Genomic DNA, 17,440 nt, shown 5'->3' on the forward strand with positions numbered 1-17,440 from the left:
TTAACTGGAAAGAACCGTAGATGAGCCTATGGGACGCGTTAACTTCGAGTTCGAGGGAGAGACGGTCATCGTCACTGGCGGCAGTTCCGGTATCGGTCGAGCCATCGCGCTGGCGTTCGGCGACGCCGGTGCGACAGTGTTGAACGCCGACGTCGACTCGGACCCGAAAGACACAGACGCCGACCGCCCGACCCACGAGGCCATCGAGGCCGCCGGCGGGACCGCCGAGTACGTCGAGACGGACGTCTCCGATCCAGACGCGATCGCGGCCGTCGTCGAGGCGGCCCGCGAGTACGGCGGCGTCGACGTGATGGTGAACAACGCCGGGTGGTTCACCCGCGGCGACCTGTTCTCGGTCGACCCGGACACGTTCGAGACCATCCACGGAATCAACACGAACGGCGTGTTCTTCGGGACGCAGGCGGCCGCCGCCGACATGCGCGACCGCGGCGATGGCGGCGTCATCGTCAACACGGCCTCGATAAGTTCGACGCACGCACAGGCGGACCAGATTCCATACGACTCCACGAAAGGTGCCATTCGCATGATTACCCGGGGGGCTGCGCTCGAACTCGCAGACCACGACGTCCGGGTCAACGCCGTCGCGCCGGGCCACATCGCCACGGAGTTCGGCGCCGGTGCCGACCAGAAAGAAGCGTCCGTCGCGGCGGGCAACCTCACGAAGCCGATTCCGCTCGACCGCCCCGGCTATCCCGAGGACATCGCGCCGACGGTGCTCTTCTTAGCGAGTGAGCAGGCCGACTACGTCACCGGCGAGATGGTGTACGTAGACGGCGGGTGGCAGACGTTCTGAGTGGGGTCGAGACGGCGATTCCCGAGAGGTCTGACCCCTTACAGTTATATTGCGCTGGGTGTTCTGTGCCAACGATGCGAGCACTCGTACTCGACGCGGAGTGGAGTCCGCGTCCAGACTACGACCTGTCCGAGGACGAAGCGAATCGACACCGCGCGATGAACTCCTCGCAGGTCTGGAAAGACCCCGAGCTGAATGTCACAGAGCGGGAGCGACCCGAACCCGCCGACGACGAAGTACTGGTTCGCGTAAAGTACGCGGGCGTCTGTGGCAGCGACGTCTCGATGATGGAGACGGACGACGACGGGTACATGCACTACTCGGCGTACACGCGGTTCCCGACCGTCACCGGTCACGAGTTCTCCGGGGAGGTCGTCGAGACGGGCGCCGACGCCGACCTCTTCGAGGAGGGCGAACCGGTCACCGCCGAGGTGACGGACTACTGCGCCCGCTGTCAGATGTGCCGGCAGGGGTTCCACGGCCACTGTGAGAACTTCGAGCAAATCGGGTTCACGATGGACGGCGCGTTCGCAGAGTACGTCACCGTCCCGGAGAAAATCTGCTGGAGCGTCGCGTCGCTCGAACGGACCTACGACGACGAGGACGAACTCTACCGCGCGGCCGCGACCGTCGAGCCGAGCACTATCAGCTACTACGGTCTCTTCGGGCGGGCCGACGGCATCTGGCCCGGCGACTACCACGTCTACCACGGCGTCGGGCCCATCGGTCTCACCGGGATGAACGTCTCCCGGGCGGCCGGCGCCGGCAAAGTCATCGCCTTCGAACCGTCCGACCAGCGCCGTAAGATCGCCCACGACCTCGGGTTCGAACACGTCTACAACCCCATCGAGGTCGATCCGGTCGAGACCGTACAGGAGGTCACTCACGGCGAAGGCGCCGACGTACACGTCGAGACGAGCGGTGCCGTCTCACAGACGTACCCGGTCATCGAGGACACGCTAGCCGAGCGTGCGAACGTGGTTCACATCAGTAACGCCGGCTCTGACCCCGAAATAGCCCTCCGGAAGTATCAGGGCAACAGCGCCCAGTTGTACGGCTCCGAGGGCCACACCGGCCAACAGGTGTTCCCGAGAGTCATCCGTCTGATGGCCAGCGGACAACTGGACAACCTTCCGCTGATTACGTCGACGTTCGACCTCGAAAACGCTGACACGGCCGTCCGGCAGGCCGCAAAGCGCGTCGACGGAAAGGTCCTGGTCCAGATGAGCTAGACAGCTATACCGTTTCGTATAGCTGAGAAAACGGAGTCGGAACGCCGCAAAGTCGGTTTACTTTTCGAGGTCCGCGAGGTCCCACTCGCCAGTGACGATGGCCCCGGAGTCAGGGTTGTCCGGTTCGACGACGGCCTCGACGATGGCCGGGCCATCGTGGGCGATGGCCGCTTCGAGGACGCTATCGAGTTTCTCCGGCTTGACGACCCGTTCGGCGAATTCGACGCTGAATCCGTCGGCCATCGCCATGAAGTCGATGTCCGTCTCCTCGTTGAACTCCGTGTTGAGGACGCGGTCCCAGCCGTACTTCTCGACCTGCAGGTTCCGGATGGACTTCCAGCCGTGGTTGTTGACGATGAGGTAGGTGACGTCGATGTCGTGTTCGACGGCGCAGGCGACTTCTTGATTGCACATCATGAAGCTCCCGTCGCCCTCGACGTCGACCACCGGACTGTCCGGCTTGGCGAGTTTCGCGCCGATAGCGGCCGAAACGCCGAACCCCATCGTCGAGAACCCGCCACAGGAGATGTTTGTACGGGGCTCGTAGACCGGGAACTCGGGGTTGACCGTCTCCTGTGGTTGGCCCGCACTAGAGACGATGACGCCGTCGCGCGGCAGGACGTTCCGGAGGCTGGCGAGTGCCCGCGAGATGCTCATCGGGACGCTGTCGTCCTCCCAGCGCTCGGCGACCATCCCTTCCCACTCCTCCCAGAGGTCCTGCATCTCTTGGTAGTATTCGTTGTCCTCCCGGGAGACGGGGTCCATGCGCTCTTGGAGTTCCTCGGTAATCTGACGCGTGACGACCTTCGCGTCGCCCTGGATGCCGACCTCGACCGGGTAGTTCTTCCCGATTTCCTCAGGGTCGATGTCCACGTGGATGAGCTTGCTCGGCGGAATCTCGAAGCTGACTCCCTCCTCGAAGGAGGAGGTGTGCATGTCGGTGAATCGACAGCCGACGGACAGAATCACGTCGGCGTTCGAGGCGAGTTCGTTGCCTGCCGACGACCCGATCCACCCGGCGTAGCCGACGAACAGGTCGTGGTCCTCCGGGATGATGCCCTTCGCCTGGAACGTCGGAATGACCGGCGCTTGCAAGTGTTCGGCCAGTTCCTGCACCTCGTCCCACGCCTCGGCGAGCATCGTCCCGCCGCCGGGGACGATGACCGGGCGCTCGGCGTCTTCTAAGAGTTCAGCCGCGTCAGAGACCGTCCGCGGGTCTCCGCCCGGTCGACTGTGGGGCCGGGTCTGTGTGGGTTCCGGCAGTTCGACGTCGGCCGCCGCACCCTGTACGTCCATCGGCACGTCGACGTGGACCGGCCCGGGGCGGCCGGATAAGGCGACCTGGAACGCGCGCCGGAGAATCCGCGGGAGTCGTTCGACGTCGTCGACGACGAAACTCTGTTTCGTGACCGGTTCCATCACGCTCGGGAAGTCACCGGGCTTCTGCCGCTCTATTTCCTGCAGGATACCCTGCCCATACTCGTGGGTCTGTGGGGCACCCGTGAAAATGACCATCGGGATGGAGTCGACGTACGCCGTCGCGGCACCGGTGACGGTGTTGGTCGCGCCCGGGCCGATTGAGGTGAACACGGCCAGTGGCTCCCCGCTAGCGCGGGCGTAGCCGTCGGCGAGGTGTGTCGCCCCTTCCTCGTGTCGTGGTTGTATGACCTCTACGTCGGAGTCGTTGAACGCGTCGAGCAGGTTCGTACTCCCGTGACCGGGGATTCCGACCAGATATTCGACGCCCTCTTTCTCCAGATACTTAGCGATAATCTCGCCACCGTTTAGTCTGGGCATCTCGTTCTGAACGATGCAGGCCCCGTTTATTAAACGTTCCCCCGACCGCCGAGGCCACCCGAAGATCGGGGTTACAGCGACGGGATGACTTCGTCGCCCATCACTTCGAAGAACCGTTCTGGCTCGGGACTGGTGTTCCCCAACGCGATGCGGTCGAAGCCCATCTCCGCGTATTCTTCCAGTTGCGCGGCGATGTCGCTCGGGTCATCGGCGATGAGGAACTTCTCCTCGATTTGCTCCTCGGTGGCTTTCTCGCCCTCGGCTTCGATTTCCTTCGGGTTCGCCATCGCGCGGTCGAAGACGTTCTGTGTCGTCGCCCACCATGGCCGGGTCGACGCTCGCGCACGCTCGTAGTCCTCGTCGTAGGACGCGATGACGAGTAGCGTGGTCTCAATCTGGTCGGGGTCGCGGCCCTCTTCCTCGGCGTAGCGCCGGATGGCCGGGTACATCCGCTCGGTGTACTCGTGGCCGGTCTTGACAGTGATGAAGCCGTCACCGTACTCGCCCGTAAGGGATGCCGTACTCGGCCCGTTGGCCGCGATTTGTACTTCCGGCCGCTCTTTGGGCATCGTGTACAACTTCGCGTCGTCGACCTCGAAGTGCTCGCCCTCGTAACTGTAGAAGTCGTCGTTCTCCCACAACCCGTGGACGATTTCCAGCGTCTCTTCGAGACGCTCCCGTCGGACGTCGTACTCCGGCCAGTCGTGGCCCATCGGCTTCTCGTTCATGGCCTCGCCCGTCGAGAGACCCAGAACCACCCGTTCGTCGTGCATCTCCTGTAGGGTCGCGAAGGCCTGTGCCATCAGCGCCGGGTGATAGTGTTCGCCCGCCGGTGTCACACAGGTGCCGATTGGGACGTCGATGCGTTCCGTGGCGGCGCCGAGCCACGACCACGCAAACCCTGCCTCGGCGTCCGTATGGAACCACGGGTGAAAGTGGTCGGAAGTCCAGATGAAGTCGAATCCGTTGTCGGCGGCCGACACAGAGAAATCCAGCAGTTGCGAGGGGCTATACTGCTCCTGATGGGCCATATAGTCGATGCTAACCATCGTGAGTGCACACTGTGGTCGGCGCGTATTATTTGTTTTCCCCGCCGACCGAAATTCGGCGACCCGAGCGCCGGTGAGCGCCCCGCCGGCGTTCGTTCGTGTGCTGCGAACGGACGTCGAACGACTCCGATACGACGCAGTTATTTCCGCCGCTAGGCCTCGCGTATCGGCCTGTGAGCACGCGAACACCGAGCGATTACGGCCAATCCGCTCCCTTCCGTTCGTCACCTGCGAACGAAAAAACCGTTCGCAACGGACGAACATTTATTATGGTGTACTCGCAACGACGATTATGGGAACGACATCGACATCACGAACGGTGGACGCGGTTCAGATCTCGCTGAACATCATCGAGTTCCTGCAGGAACGAGACGGAGCCGGTATCACGGAGATCGCCGAGGCACTGGAGTACTCGAAAGGGACAGTACACAGCCACATGGCGACGCTCGCCGAGAACGAGTACGTCGTGAAACATGACGGCCTCTACCGTCTGAGCCTCCGATATCTCGAACTCGCCGAGACCGTCAAGGACAGACTCCAGATATACGACGTCGTCCGCGAGGAACTGGACGAACTTGCAGCCGACAGCGGCGAACTGGCCCAGTTTGCGACGGAGGAACACGGCCGCGCGGTGTACATCTACAAGACCGGCGGCGAGAAGGCCGTCCAGACGGCGTCGTCGGTCGGCGACCGGGAGTATCTACACTGCATCTCGCTGGGCAAAGCGATGATGGCGCACATGGACGACGACCGCGTCGAGGAGATAATCGAACAGCACGGCCTCGAGGAGTTCACGTCGTCGACGATAACGATGCGAGAGGAACTATTCGCGGAACTGGAGACCATCCGCGAACAGGGATACGCCTTCGATCGAGAGGAGAAAATCGAAGGACTCCGCTGTGTGGCCGCCCCCGTCGTCACCAAAGGGGAAGTCGTCGGCGCCCTCAGCGTCTCGGGACCGGCAAGCAGGTTCGAGGGCGAGGTCTACGAGGAGGAGCTACCGGAGATGGTGACGCGGTCCGCCAACGTCATCGAGATCAACTCGCAGTTCTCGTAGGCTGTCGGCAGTTTTCGGGTGTTCGGCTGTCTCTCACGGGGGAGTCATCGGGCCCTGTACTCGGCGGACAGATACACACCGCAGCAGTCACCGGGACCTACGGCAGTCTTAGACCGCCCCCGTTGCACGTCGGACGTTGCTATCCCGTACTCGCCGTCGTCGTACCGCCCATCGCTGCTCGGACTCCCCTTGTTCGTCGGTGGCACGTTCGCTGCCCGCCATGGTATCTCCGACGCCGAAACCCGCCGTTCGGCTCTCGCAAACCGACGGCACGGAACGCGAGTAGACGGAAGCGAGCACCGCCCTCGCTGTAACAAGTGTACTTGTGTTATTGGCATGTTCGAGATATCGCGCCGCCGCGACCGACTACGATTGTCGCCCCCAGCGGCCGACGGGTAGAGAACAATGATCGAATTCGCCGATATATCGATGTACATCCGGCCACACTCCTCTCTATCCCGAAATCCACACTCATATTAGCGTATATAGCGTATATCTGCTGCCTAAATCTGCAATTCATACTTCCAAGTTACCAAAACGCGGTGATATGTGCAGAGGAAAGAACTACTACCGACACTTCGCCACTCGAATCGAGCTACAGTCTGCCTCTGGGAACGAAACAGACGCATCGAGTGGTATCTGCGCCCCGGTGGGCAGGCTATCCGTTAGACGGCGATGTCGAGTCGCTCGCCGCCTCGAGGATAGTCTGTCGGTCCTCGAAGTACGCCGGGGCGTCGTGTTCGTGTTCGAAGTGGACGATACTGGTGAGCGCTTCCTCGCCGTCGTCGACGCTCGCGTCTAGGTCTTCGGCCAGTTCGAGGTAGGCCGAAGCGAACTCTTGAAACGCGGTGCGACGTGCCTGCTTCGCCTCGGCCACGGCCTGTCTCTCTTCGAGTTCCGATTCCAGCGCTTCGAGTTCCTCGGTGTCGTCCGTAGCCGACTCGCTGCTGGCCGAGTGCTCGTCGAGTCGTGTTCGAACGTCGGCGATGTCATCGTCTATCTCTGTCAGTATCTCGTCGGTCTCCTCGTCGAGCGTCTCGACGCGCCCCCACAGCAGTCTCGCCTGTGTCTGACAGTATTCGACTAGTTCCCCCACCGAGAGGGCTGTGTCGTCTTCGCTCATTGTCACGCGTTCGCGCCCCGGGTAGAAGGGCCTTGTCACACGTCTGTCCCGGGGACACTCGATAGCGCTCGGGGTGAAACCTTCTTGAGGTCGAGTCGAGTAGGGACGAATATGCGCGCAGGCGTCGTCATCGCCGGAGGCCGCTCGACGAGATTCGGTGACCGCGATAAGGCCGTCGCGGACCTCGCTGGAACGCCGATGATTCGGCGCGTCGTCGACCGAATCACGCCGGTCGTCGACGAACTCGTCGTGAACTGCCGGACCGATCAGGCCGACGACATCGAGACGGCTCTTGCGGGCTGTGGCGTCGCTCCGACGTACGCCTTCGACGACACGCCCGACGAAGGGCCGATGGCCGGTATCGGGCGTGGTCTCCGTGCCACCGAAAGCGACTACGGCCTCATCGTCGCTTGTGATATGCCGTTCGTCGACCCGTCGTTCGTGGACTATCTCTTCGACCGGGCGGCGGGGTACGACGCCGCAGTGCCGCGTCCGGACGAGTGGTTCCAGACGACACAGGCGGTCTATCGCGCCGACGAGATGGCGGCGGCGTGTGAGCGAGCGCTCGGTCAGGGTGAGCACAGAATCGTCGAGGCGCTTTTTGACATCGACTACGTCGTCGTCGACCGCGAGGAGATAACCCGTCACACGACCATGGCGACCTTCGAAAACCTGAACACGCGCGAGGAGTTCGAGGCGGCCACCGAGCGGTTCTAGCGGACGTCGGTGGCGATACGGCCGCGGGAGCCATCGACCATCGCCGTCCCTCGTCGACAAGGCGTCCGCAAAGCGGGTGGCTGACCCGTCCCAGAGAGTGAGGGGCGTCGCTTTCACACGTAGGTGGACCGGAACGTATACACGAAATACACCGTGTGTTTCGCCGTAAAGCGGTCCGAGTGCCGGAAGATACGCCGGGGCCGGCGACTACGAGAGCGTGGACGTGATGTCCGTAGAGGAGATCATCCCGACGAAGTCGTCTTCGACGACTGGGAGGTGGTTGATACCGAAGTTCTCCATCATCGCCGCCGTCTCTACGAGGCGGAGGTCCGGCGGGACCGTCTCGACGGACTCGGTCATGATATCGGCGACGTCTAGCTGAGACGTGTCTCGTTCCTCGGAAACGGCGGCGATAATGTCGGTACTCGTCACGATGGAGGGAGGCGCCGTCGTGACCAGCAATGCGCTGATGTCACGCTCTCGCATCTCTTTGGCCGCTTCGACGACCGTCGCGTCGGGTGCTATGGTCACAAGCGGCGTCGACATCACGTCTTCGACGATTGCCTGATCCTGTGATGGCATGGACCTACCAACGGGTACAGGGGTCTTCGTTCTTGTTCTTGGCCGGTTGACTGTCTGTGGCCGCGACAGGCCTGCAGTACGCGTTGTGGGGTCCTGCCCACGAATCAGGCGTAATTCGGGTCTGACTCCAGGTCCTCTACCTGAATCGTGAAGTCACCGTTGCACCACAGAACCACGATCGCGCCGTGAGTCGTGAACTCGACTTTGACTGTGTCGCCGTCGCTCCGATCTCTGAACAGTTTGTCCAGCGCGTCCGGTTCGATACTGTCGTACAGGACACATTCGTCCTCGGTGATGTCCCTGCCCTTGGCGTCGGAGAGCGCCGACACGATAGCGGTACTCAACTCCTCGTCATCGTCGGGCGTGTATATCAGGGTCGGACTAGCAGTCACGTACACGGTGTAGTCACACTGGCGGCAAAATAATGCGGCATTACTCTTCAGGTACTCACGTCATCTTTGCGGCTCTGTTCCGGCCGGATCGGTTTCAGATCGTGTGGACGCCGGTCGTCACAGCGACACGCGCAGTGGGGGAGACGACGCTCTCTCCCGTCGTCGGTATGGTGCGTCTCCGAAGAAGTGGATGCGTCGGAAGCACCCACAGTATGCCAGAGGGATCCGCTACTAGCGTTATGGAGTGGGCTACGACGCTCGACCGCTCACGGAACCCACCCGGACGCAGACGGAGCACCGACTTAAAGATAGGTCGGGAGATGCGTTGCGATTTAAGTCCGATGTGGGAACGGTACCGGCGGGGACGACACTCAGGGGCTGTCGACTACGTCGACGCCGGTCTGTCTCGGGGTCGGCCCCGGAGGAGCGTCGCCTCTCTCACTCGTCACTATATCTCCTCACGGCGAATACAGCCGTCGGCGAACCGACCCAGAACCGTTCTGCCGGCATCGAACGCCGACCGTGCGCTCACGACCACGACCTGTATAAAACGGTGTACATATCGCTGTCAATCTTGAACCGTCGTCCGACCAACCGACTCCGTATGATCTATCGGTCCGTCCGAACAGATGGGGGCGGCGGGGTCGAGCGTGAGAACGAACCAGTGGCCTGTCCGACGTGTCGCGGGACGCTCGAACACCGCTCCGGGCTCTTCGTCTGTCGCTCGTGTAACTGGCACTGTCGACGCCCCGCAGACTGAACGGCTGCACACCGCCGAACTAGTCGTTGCGCTTTCGCTCCTGCTCTGGGTGTTCGCTGACGAACACCTTGGTGTTGTCGGGGATGTCCTCGGTGACCCACGAGTTCGCGCCGATGCTGACGTGGTTCCCGACCGTGATGTCGCCCAGTACCTTGGTGCCGGCGCCGATGACGACGTGGTCGCCGATGTCGGGGTGGCGCTTGTACCCCTTCTTCAGCGCGTGTTCCTCGCCCTCTTCTTCTTCGAAGTGGAGCGCGCCGAGGGTCACGTCCTGATAGATGCGGACCCAGTCACCGACGGTGGCCGTCTCGCCGATGACGACGCCGGTGCCGTGGTCGATGAAGAAGTAGTCGCCGATTTCGGCCCCCGGGTGGATGTCGATGCCCGTCTCCGTCTTCGCGTACTCGGTCAACTCGCGGGCGTACTCTGTCGCACCTAATTCGTACAGTTCGTGTGCGACGCGCTGGACTTCGATAGCGAGAAAGCCAGGGTACGAGCGGATGATCTCCATGTACGTCTTCGCCGCCGGGTCGCCCTTGTAGGCGGCTTCGACGTCTTTCTTGAGCCGACGCCGAATCCCCGGGAGGCGGTCGATAGTCTTTGCGACCGTCTCCGAGATGTCGCCGCTGGAATAGGGCCGCATACCCGCATAGAAGAGCGCACCGAGTGCATCGAGGTTGTTCAGCACCGCTAGTTCGTCCTGTATCAATTCGTCGGAGTTCCAGCAGGTGGGGAAAAACAGCCGTTTGAGGATGTCGACCTCTTTCCGTCGATGTTCCCGTTTCGGGAACTCCATCGGCGTCTGTTCCGGGAACGGCTCCGAGTCCGCCTGATACGACTCGAACAGCCGTTCGTGAGCGTCACCCGTGTATCCGTATTCCATACCCGACGTTTCCACTGCATAGCCTTAGTTGTGGCAGTGTTAAGACGGCTTAATCACCCCACAATCGAGCACCGCCGTCGGAGCCTGTGACGGTCTGTGGGCTAGTTATTTATCGTCGGATTCCCACCGTACCTGTATGAGCGGAGAGTGCCACTACTGTCACGGGTTAGTCTCGGCGTCGGAACGGGACCACATCGTCCTCGACCAACACGGGAACCACGAGGTGTACTTACACGAGCAGTGCGCTGACGGGCACAACCTGATAGAGTCGGCCGCGGCGTCGGGCGAGGTCGAGATAGTCTGTCCCGAATGTGGCACAGTCGAGACACACTGACGTGACCGACCCGACGAACCTCGTCTTATCGGGTTCATAACACGACGTGGAAGCGGCCACGCGGGCCGCGAGCCATCCGTTCGGCTAGGGAAGTTCCACTGAGACGCCCGACTGGCGGCTCGCCGCCTTGACGGTGTTGTACAACAACATCGCGATGGTGAGCGGTCCGACGCCGCCGGGGACGGGCGTGATAGCGCCCGCCTTCTCCCGACAGCTCTCGAAGTCCACGTCACCGACCAGTTCGTACCCCTTCTCCGTGTCGGCATCGACGCGGTTGATCCCCACGTCGATGACCGTCGCGCCTTCCTGAATCATGTCGCCGTCTATCATCTCGGGGACGCCGGCCGCCGCGACGAGGATATCGGCGCTTCGCGTCTTCTCGGCGAGGTTCTGGGTCCGGGAGTGACAGACCGTCGTCGTCGCGTTGCCGCCCTCGCCGTACTGAACGAGGAGGTTCGCCATGGGCTTGCCCACGATGTCGGAGCGGCCGACGACGACGGCGTCTTTGCCCTCCGTCTCGATGCCCTCCGCGGCCAGTATCTTCTGGACGCCGTGAGGCGTACACGGCTTGAACCGCGCGTTCCCGGCGACCAACCGGCCGACGTTCTCGGGATGAAAGCCGTCGACGTCCTTCGTCGGGTCGATGCGCTCTAACACCTCGCGTTTGTCGACGTGGTCCGGCACCGGCATCTGGACGAGGATGCCGTGTACCGTCGGGTCCGCGTTCAGTTCGTCGATGCGGTCATACAACACCGCCGCTGGCTCGTCCGGGTCGATTTCGTGGTGGAAGCCGTCGATACCCGTCTCCTCGCAGGCCTGCTGTTTCATCGAGACGTACGTCTCACTGGCCCCGTCGTCGCTCATAAGCACCGTCGCGAGTCCCGGTTGGACGTCCGACGCCGCGAGCGTCTCTGTACACGCACTGACCTCGGCCCGAATCTGGTCCGCGATTTCGTTGCCGTCGATTATCGTAGTCATAGTGATGTCACTGTCGTGGGTGGCGGCGCTCGGTCTCCGTGCGCCGCTGGAACGGGACGGGACCGACACCAGTCGACCCCTGACTGTGTGGCCACCGCACTCGCTCACCACCTCAGTCTCCGACGACATAACCGCGGATGGGGAATAGTCCGCCCGTTGAAATACCGTCGTATGTTCGTCGCGGAACCGACCGTATTGAGTTCCCAATCCGGAACTGTTTCGGCCGAATCCACCGTTCACGCAAGGTTTTTGTCGGGTCCAGTGCTTGGTGTTACACAACCACATCGAGGGCTGCATATCGGCCCTCGCGGAGGCCCTAGTACCAGATGAGTGATATACGAACCGTCACGGAGCGAGCAACGTTCGTCGAAACTGCCGCGTCGGCACCGTACGGTGCCCGCGTGCCCGTCGAAGTACGCATCACCGTCTCGGACCCGTTCGAGGCCTACCGCCGCGCCCGGACGGGCGAGGACGGCGTCTATCTCGAAACCACCGGTGGGCAGTCCGGATGGGGGTACTTCGCCGTCGACCCGGTCGAACTGGTAGAAGTCGGGGCAGACGCGACGCCGGACGGCGACACAAGCCCCAGTATCGAGGCCATCGACGCCGTGCTGGACCGCGAGACACTCGTGCGCGGAGAGTGTGACGTGCCCTATCCCTGTGGGGCGTTCGGATGGCTCTCCTACGACGTGGCCCGCGAACTCGAAGACATCCCGGCGACGACGGTTACGGACGGCCTCCCCCGTCTCCAACTCGGCGTGTTCGACTGCGTCGCCGCGTGGGAGGAACCACACGACGGGGAGGTGACCCTCCGGGTGACCGCGTGTCCGGTGGTCGAGGACGACGCCGAGGCGGCCTACGACGCCGGACTGGAGCGGGCGACGACAGTCGCGGAGTCCGCACTCAACGGCGACCGCCACGTCCAGTCGCCCCCTACCGCGAGCCAGCAGGCCACCTTCGAGAGCGAGTGCGGTGAAGCGGCCTACGCCGACCGCGTCCGGACTATCAAACAGTACGTCCGCGACGGCGACACCTTCCAGACTAACGTCTCCCACCGACTGACCGCGCCAGCAGCGGTCCACCCCGTCGAGACGTTCGACGCCGTCCGGCGGGTGAACCCCGCACCATATTCGGGACTGCTCGAGTTCCCGGGCGTCGACCTCGTCAGTGCCAGCCCGGAACTGCTGCTGGACGTCGAGGGCGACCGCCTCCTCACCGAACCCATCGCCGGCACGCGACCGCGCGGTGACACGCCCGAGGAAGACGACGACCTGGAGCGTGACCTCACGACCGACGAGAAGGAACGGGCCGAACACGCGATGCTCGTCGACCTCGAACGCAACGACCTCGGAAAGGTCAGCGAGTACGGCAGCGTCGACGTCGCGGAGTACCGCCGCGTCGACCGCTACTCGGAGGTGATGCACCTCGTCTCGCTGGTCGAGGGTCGGCGGCGCGACGGCGTGAGCATCGCCGACGCCGTCGCCGCCGTCTTCCCGGGCGGCACCATCACCGGCGCCCCCAAACCACGGACGATGGAGATTATCGACGAGGTGGAGACGACCCGGCGCGGCCCGTACACGGGGAGCATCGGCGTCTTCGGCTTCGACGACCGGGCGACGCTGAACATCACCATCCGGACGCTGGTCCGCCACGAGGGCGAGTACCGCCTGCGCGTCGGCGGCGGCGTCGTCCACGACTCGGTGCCGGCGAAGGAGTATCAGGAGACGCTGGACAAGGCCCGTGCGCTCGTCAACGCCGTGGACGAAGCGCTCGGTGAACAGGGGTCGTTCGCCGTGGAGTCCACCGCCGACCCGATGGAGGGCGTCAGATGATTCTCATCGTCGACAACTACGACTCCTTCGCGTACAACCTCGTCCAGTACGTCGGCGAGTTCGACGACGTGGAGGTCCGGCGCAACGACGCCATCGACGTCGCCGACATCCGCGACCTCGACCCGGACGGTATCGTCGTCTCGCCGGGCCCGGGGACGCCGGCCGACGCGGGCGTCTCTATCGACGTGTTCGCGGAGACCGCCTACCCGGCGCTCGGCGTCTGTCTCGGCCATCAGGCGCTGTGTGCGGCCCACGGGTCGCCCGTCGGTCACGCGCCCGAGGTGGTCCACGGCAAGCCCTCGGAGGTCAGACACGACCACACTGGTCTCTACGAGGGTGTCGACGACCCCTTCGAGGTCGGTCGCTATCACTCGCTGGCCGTCGAGGACGACGACCTGCCGGACGAACTCGTCGAGACGGCCCACACCAACGACGAACAGGGCGTCGTGATGGGGGTCAAGCACGTCGACCGCCCGCACGTGGGCGTGCAGTTCCACCCCGAGAGCATCCTCACCGACGCCGGCAAGCGGATCGTCGAGAACTTCTGTACGAACGTCGCCGGCGTCTGAGTGGGGTCCGTCGGATCACTTCTCCTCTGGTGGGTCTACGTCGTGGTGCGTCTGAATCGACGGAAGTCGGTCGAGCCCCCGTCTGAGAACCGACGTGTGGCCTCGCTCGTGTCGGTACCACGTCAGCGTCAGGCCACCGACTGCGACCACCGAGATGACGGCGAACGGTCCGCCGGTGAGCACGGCGAGCGCCTGTAACGTCCCCGCACCGCCGACGAGCAGTACCGCCGTCGCCACCGCGCCCTGAAAGACGCCCCAGAAGACGACGCTGCCCGTCGAGGGGACCTGTCCCCGCCGGGTCGCGAGCAGCGAGACGACCAGCGTCGACGTGTCCGCAGAGGTCGTCATGAACACCACGATGAGCGCCAGGAACAGGAACGAGAGGAGGCGTCCGAGCGGTAGCGACGCGAACAGTGCGAACCCGGCGACGGCCTCCGAGGCACTACTGCCGGCAATCGCTCCGAGGATGTCCGCTCGCCCCGTCTGCTGGACGAACAGGGAGGTTCCACCCAACAGGAGGAACCAGACCGTCGTCGCGGCGGCGGTGGCGACGACGCTCGTGAACACGACGGTCCTGACGCGCCTGCCCCGAGAGAGCGCGGCGACGAACAGGCCGGCGAACGGCGCCCACGAGAACCACCACGACCAGTTCCAGACCGTCCAGTTGGCGACCCACTCACCGCCGATGTGGAGACTCAACGGGACGAAGTGGACGACGTAGCCACCCAGTGCCCGGGTACCCCGTTCGACGACGAACGCACGCGGGCCGACGGCGGCCAGTACGAGGGCGAACAGGCAAAAGAGCACGACGTTCAGCCCGGCGATGCGGCGGATGCCGCGGTGGATGCCGGTGACGGCCGAGAGGACGAAGACGGCCGTCAGGCCGCCGACGAACAGCAACGGCCCGGTCCCGCCCACGGTAACGTCCCACTGGAACGAGATACCCGCGAGGAACTGCTGGCTCACCAGCGCCACCGACGTCGCGATACCGCCGATGGTGGCGAACACGGCGAGGGTGTCGACGAGGCGACTCCACACCGAGTCGAGGCCAGAGACGCCGAGAAACGGGGCCAAAACGGTCGATACGCGCAGCGGTGCCCCGCGCTCGAACACGAAGTACGCGATGGGGACGCCGATGACTGCGTACGCGCTCCACGCCGAGACGCCCCAGTGAAACAGCGAGTAGACCAGTGCGTCGTTGCTAGCGGCTGTGGACCGTGGCGTAGCGCCGAAGTACGGCGGCGGGTCGCCGTAGTGAAACAGCGCCTCTGCTGGCCCCCAGAACACCAGTCCCGCCGCGATGCCGGCAGTGAAGACGAGCGTGAAGTACGTCGGGTATGTGTACGTCGGGTCCGTATCGTCCGGCCCGAGCGTGATATCGCCCCACGGGCCGAGCAACAGAAACAGGCAGTAACAGACGGCGAGGAAGACGGCGACGACGAACAGTGGGCCGCCGATCCGCAGAATCGTGCCCGTTGCGGCGTCGACCGCCGCCGACGTCCGGTCCGGTAACGCGACCTGCAGGCCGAAAAACAGCACGAACACGACGACGGGCAGTCCCAGCGTCAGCGGGTCCTGTCCGGCGAGGAACGTTCGGATAGCGTCCCGCAGTCCGGTCTGTCTGATCTTCAGGAGGTAGCGGTCGGCCGACTGCGCGTCGTCCGGTCGATGGGGCAACACCGCGAGGTATCCGAGCCCGGAACTGAAAAACAGGAGTGAGAGTGCGAGCCACGCCGCACCGCTCACCGCCTCGCCGACGAACGCCGGAAAGAAAAAGCCCGAGAGGACGATGGCCCCCGAGACGACACACAGCGGTGCGAGGACGCTCGCGACGACTCGTCCGATGCCGCCTCCCGCTGACGTGGCCATACACTGACAATCAGTCTCGGATAGGTTTATTAGTATCGTAGCCACCGATACACCGTCGGTCCGCGACGCGGTTCGACACCGTGACACGCTGTCGGGGATCGACTTGCTCACGGGACCGGTCGACGGGCCGACTCCCTCCCGCTGGTCCCGTTACCCACGCACGGGACGGACGGGGAACTCAGTTTCCGGCGTCCCCGCCGTCCGGGTCTGTGGACCGCTCGGGGCCGGCGTCGTCGGTCACGGACAGGGACGTCACCTCGCCCAGTACCGATCGACCGAGGAGGCGGCCGCCGATGGTTCGAGGGTTGAGGACCTCGTCCGCACCGACCGAGTCGAACTTGTCGACGTGTTTCTCCTCCGTTGCGGCCGCGACGACGCGGACGTCCGGCGCGACGTTCTTGGCTGCGATGACGGCGAGGACGTCTCTCGCGTCGTCGTTGCTCCCGACGACGACTCCGCGGGCAGTGTCGACGCGGGCGTCCGAGAGGACGCTCTCGTCCGTCGGGTCCTCTGTGAGGACGCTCACCCCGTCGGTCTGGAGGGCGGCGGCCGTCTCGGCGTCGTCTGTCACGACTACGACGTCCGTCTCGTCTCGCAATTCGTTCAGTAGCGATTCCGTCACGTCGCCGTACCCGAGCACCACGACGTGGTCCTCGAGGAGTGTGAGTTCTGCGGCAGTCATGATTCCGAACGCTGTCGCCATCCGCGACTCGATGACCGGGACGATGAGTGCCCCCACCGCCACGGTGAACGCACCCGTACCGAACAGGATAACCGAGAGCGAGAACCACCGTGCCTGCGCCGTCATCGGCGTGATGTCGCCGTACCCGACCGTCGCGATAGTGACGATGACGTAGTACACCGCGTCGCTCCACGTATCGAGTTCGAGGAACTGGCCACGGAGCGTATAGGAGCCGACGACGCCGTAGAGGCCGACGCCGACCATCGCCGCTAGCGACGCTATCTGCAGTGGCGAGAGGTCGACAGGCTGATCGAAGGCGGCCCTGTTCCAGATAAGCGAGGGAACGGCGACGACGACGAGGACCAACAGCGGCACGTCCGTCGTCTGGAGCGTCGCAAGCGGCAGGAGCGCGAGGCCCGGCAGCGCGAGGACCGCCGCGCGCCAGGCGAGTCGCTTTCGCCGCTGTAACCCGACGGTTACGAGGCCGAGTACGAAGGCAAAGAGGACGCCCGAGAACCGTGCGAACCCGACCGGCACGGTCACGACTGCGGTGAGCGGACCGTCGAGAGCGAAGGTCGGTTGGCTGAGGTTCGACAGGCCGGTCACGAACGCGAGCAGCGTGATGGCGCCGGTCAGGACGACCGTGGGTCTGGCACCGGAGAACTGCTCCCACTCGACGAACGGCACCCGATCCGTCGGATAGAACACCTCTTCCAGCGCGGGTTCCCGGCGCTCGTCTGGCACGTCAACCATTACCAAGATATTGACCG

Annotated in this window: 16 protein-coding genes; 7 read left to right on the plus strand and 9 right to left on the minus strand. The window is 63.9% G+C overall.

All coding sequences use genetic code 11. The features are described 5' to 3' along the window. The first annotated feature begins 28 nt into the window (after positions 1–28). Positions 29–814, plus strand: a complete 786-nt coding sequence (locus G9465_RS19995) for an SDR family NAD(P)-dependent oxidoreductase (protein WP_166973629.1) — start codon at positions 29–31, stop codon at positions 812–814. A gap of 74 nt (positions 815–888) precedes the next feature. Further along, positions 889–2,046, plus strand: a complete 1,158-nt coding sequence (iolM, locus tag G9465_RS20000; protein ID WP_166973632.1) for a scyllo-inosose 3-dehydrogenase — start codon at positions 889–891, stop codon at positions 2,044–2,046. A 57-nt stretch (positions 2,047–2,103) separates the two neighbouring features. On the opposite strand, the gene G9465_RS20005 is transcribed toward iolM, so the two are convergent. Together G9465_RS20005 and G9465_RS20010 are read right to left on the minus strand one after the other, a co-directional pair. Further along, positions 2,104–3,843, minus strand: a complete 1,740-nt coding sequence (locus tag G9465_RS20005) for a thiamine pyrophosphate-binding protein (protein WP_166973634.1) — start codon at positions 3,841–3,843, stop codon at positions 2,104–2,106. Between the two features lie 71 nt (positions 3,844–3,914). Further along, entirely contained in the window at positions 3,915–4,892 is a 978-nt protein-coding gene (locus G9465_RS20010) for a TIGR03557 family F420-dependent LLM class oxidoreductase (protein ID WP_166973636.1), read from the minus strand. Positions 4,893–5,211: 319 nt separating this feature from the next. Between G9465_RS20010 and G9465_RS20015 the strand changes: the two genes are divergently transcribed. Beyond that, positions 5,212–5,949 (plus strand): IclR family transcriptional regulator, encoded by a 738-nt coding sequence (locus G9465_RS20015; protein ID WP_394353985.1) that lies wholly within the window; start codon positions 5,212–5,214, stop codon positions 5,947–5,949. A 658-nt stretch (positions 5,950–6,607) separates the two neighbouring features. Here G9465_RS20015 and G9465_RS20020 read toward each other — a convergent pair. Continuing rightward, entirely contained in the window at positions 6,608–7,072 is a 465-nt protein-coding gene (locus tag G9465_RS20020) for a hypothetical protein (protein ID WP_166973642.1), read from the minus strand. Positions 7,073–7,183: 111 nt separating this feature from the next. On the opposite strand from G9465_RS20020, the gene G9465_RS20025 reads away from it, so the two are divergent. Further along, positions 7,184–7,789: a molybdenum cofactor guanylyltransferase gene (locus G9465_RS20025; protein ID WP_166973645.1), complete on the plus strand. Its 606-nt coding sequence runs from the start codon at positions 7,184–7,186 to the stop codon at positions 7,787–7,789. Positions 7,790–7,996: 207 nt separating this feature from the next. On the opposite strand, the gene G9465_RS20030 is transcribed toward G9465_RS20025, so the two are convergent. The 3 genes from G9465_RS20030 to epsC all read right to left on the minus strand — a co-directional run bounded on the left by G9465_RS20030 (position 7,997) and on the right by epsC (position 10,406). Beyond that, positions 7,997–8,371 (minus strand): CBS domain-containing protein, encoded by a 375-nt coding sequence (locus G9465_RS20030; protein ID WP_227015783.1) that lies wholly within the window; start codon positions 8,369–8,371, stop codon positions 7,997–7,999. A 104-nt stretch (positions 8,372–8,475) separates the two neighbouring features. Beyond that, the gene (locus G9465_RS20035) at positions 8,476–8,763 is read right to left on the minus strand and encodes a HalOD1 output domain-containing protein (RefSeq protein WP_166973648.1); all 288 of its coding nucleotides are present in this window, start codon (positions 8,761–8,763) and stop codon (positions 8,476–8,478) included. A 779-nt stretch (positions 8,764–9,542) separates the two neighbouring features. Further along, a complete protein-coding gene (gene epsC, locus G9465_RS20040) occupies positions 9,543–10,406 on the minus strand; it encodes a serine O-acetyltransferase EpsC (protein ID WP_166973651.1) in 864 nt (287 codons plus the stop codon). Positions 10,407–10,542: 136 nt separating this feature from the next. On the opposite strand from epsC, the gene G9465_RS20045 reads away from it, so the two are divergent. Next, positions 10,543–10,740 (plus strand): hypothetical protein, encoded by a 198-nt coding sequence (locus tag G9465_RS20045; RefSeq protein ID WP_166973654.1) that lies wholly within the window; start codon positions 10,543–10,545, stop codon positions 10,738–10,740. 84 nt (positions 10,741–10,824) lie between these two features. Here G9465_RS20045 and G9465_RS20050 read toward each other — a convergent pair whose 3' ends face one another. Beyond that, the gene (locus tag G9465_RS20050; protein WP_166973658.1) at positions 10,825–11,718 is read right to left on the minus strand and encodes a bifunctional methylenetetrahydrofolate dehydrogenase/methenyltetrahydrofolate cyclohydrolase; all 894 of its coding nucleotides are present in this window, start codon (positions 11,716–11,718) and stop codon (positions 10,825–10,827) included. Positions 11,719–12,044: 326 nt separating this feature from the next. On the opposite strand from G9465_RS20050, the gene G9465_RS20055 reads away from it, so the two are divergent. Further along, a complete protein-coding gene (locus G9465_RS20055; protein ID WP_166973661.1) occupies positions 12,045–13,550 on the plus strand; it encodes an anthranilate synthase component I family protein in 1,506 nt (501 codons plus the stop codon). Next, on the plus strand, positions 13,547–14,119 hold the full coding sequence (locus G9465_RS20060; RefSeq protein WP_166973664.1) for an aminodeoxychorismate/anthranilate synthase component II: 573 nt from the start codon (positions 13,547–13,549) through the stop codon (positions 14,117–14,119). Before G9465_RS20055 ends, G9465_RS20060 begins: the two co-directional genes overlap by 4 nt. A gap of 15 nt (positions 14,120–14,134) precedes the next feature. Here G9465_RS20060 and G9465_RS20065 read toward each other — a convergent pair whose 3' ends face one another. Next, on the minus strand, positions 14,135–15,988 hold the full coding sequence (locus G9465_RS20065; RefSeq protein ID WP_166973667.1) for a BCCT family transporter: 1,854 nt from the start codon (positions 15,986–15,988) through the stop codon (positions 14,135–14,137). A 178-nt stretch (positions 15,989–16,166) separates the two neighbouring features. Further along, the gene (locus G9465_RS20070; protein ID WP_166973670.1) at positions 16,167–17,423 is read right to left on the minus strand and encodes an NAD-binding protein; all 1,257 of its coding nucleotides are present in this window, start codon (positions 17,421–17,423) and stop codon (positions 16,167–16,169) included. Positions 17,424–17,440: the final 17 nt, after the last annotated feature.

Origin of the sequence: Haloarcula sp. JP-L23 (genome assembly GCF_011602445.1) — an archaeon.
Taxonomy (GTDB): Archaea; Halobacteriota; Halobacteria; order Halobacteriales; family Haloarculaceae; genus Haloarcula; species Haloarcula pellucida.

Coding starts and splice junctions, on each gene's coding strand:
- G9465_RS19995 (WP_166973629.1), top strand. CDS start 29: ATGGGACGCGTTAACTTCGAGTTCGAGGGAGAGACGGTCATCGTCACT.
- iolM (WP_166973632.1), top strand. CDS start 889: ATGCGAGCACTCGTACTCGACGCGGAGTGGAGTCCGCGTCCAGACTAC.
- G9465_RS20005 (WP_166973634.1), bottom strand. CDS start 3,843: ATGCCCAGACTAAACGGTGGCGAGATTATCGCTAAGTATCTGGAGAAA.
- G9465_RS20010 (WP_166973636.1), bottom strand. CDS start 4,892: ATGGTTAGCATCGACTATATGGCCCATCAGGAGCAGTATAGCCCCTCG.
- G9465_RS20020 (WP_166973642.1), bottom strand. CDS start 7,072: ATGAGCGAAGACGACACAGCCCTCTCGGTGGGGGAACTAGTCGAATAC.
- G9465_RS20025 (WP_166973645.1), top strand. CDS start 7,184: ATGCGCGCAGGCGTCGTCATCGCCGGAGGCCGCTCGACGAGATTCGGT.
- G9465_RS20030 (WP_227015783.1), bottom strand. CDS start 8,371: ATGCCATCACAGGATCAGGCAATCGTCGAAGACGTGATGTCGACGCCG.
- epsC (WP_166973651.1), bottom strand. CDS start 10,406: ATGGAATACGGATACACGGGTGACGCTCACGAACGGCTGTTCGAGTCG.
- G9465_RS20045 (WP_166973654.1), top strand. CDS start 10,543: ATGAGCGGAGAGTGCCACTACTGTCACGGGTTAGTCTCGGCGTCGGAA.
- G9465_RS20050 (WP_166973658.1), bottom strand. CDS start 11,718: ATGACTACGATAATCGACGGCAACGAAATCGCGGACCAGATTCGGGCC.
- G9465_RS20055 (WP_166973661.1), top strand. CDS start 12,045: ATGAGTGATATACGAACCGTCACGGAGCGAGCAACGTTCGTCGAAACT.
- G9465_RS20060 (WP_166973664.1), top strand. CDS start 13,547: ATGATTCTCATCGTCGACAACTACGACTCCTTCGCGTACAACCTCGTC.
- G9465_RS20065 (WP_166973667.1), bottom strand. CDS start 15,988: ATGGCCACGTCAGCGGGAGGCGGCATCGGACGAGTCGTCGCGAGCGTC.
- G9465_RS20070 (WP_166973670.1), bottom strand. CDS start 17,423: ATGGTTGACGTGCCAGACGAGCGCCGGGAACCCGCGCTGGAAGAGGTG.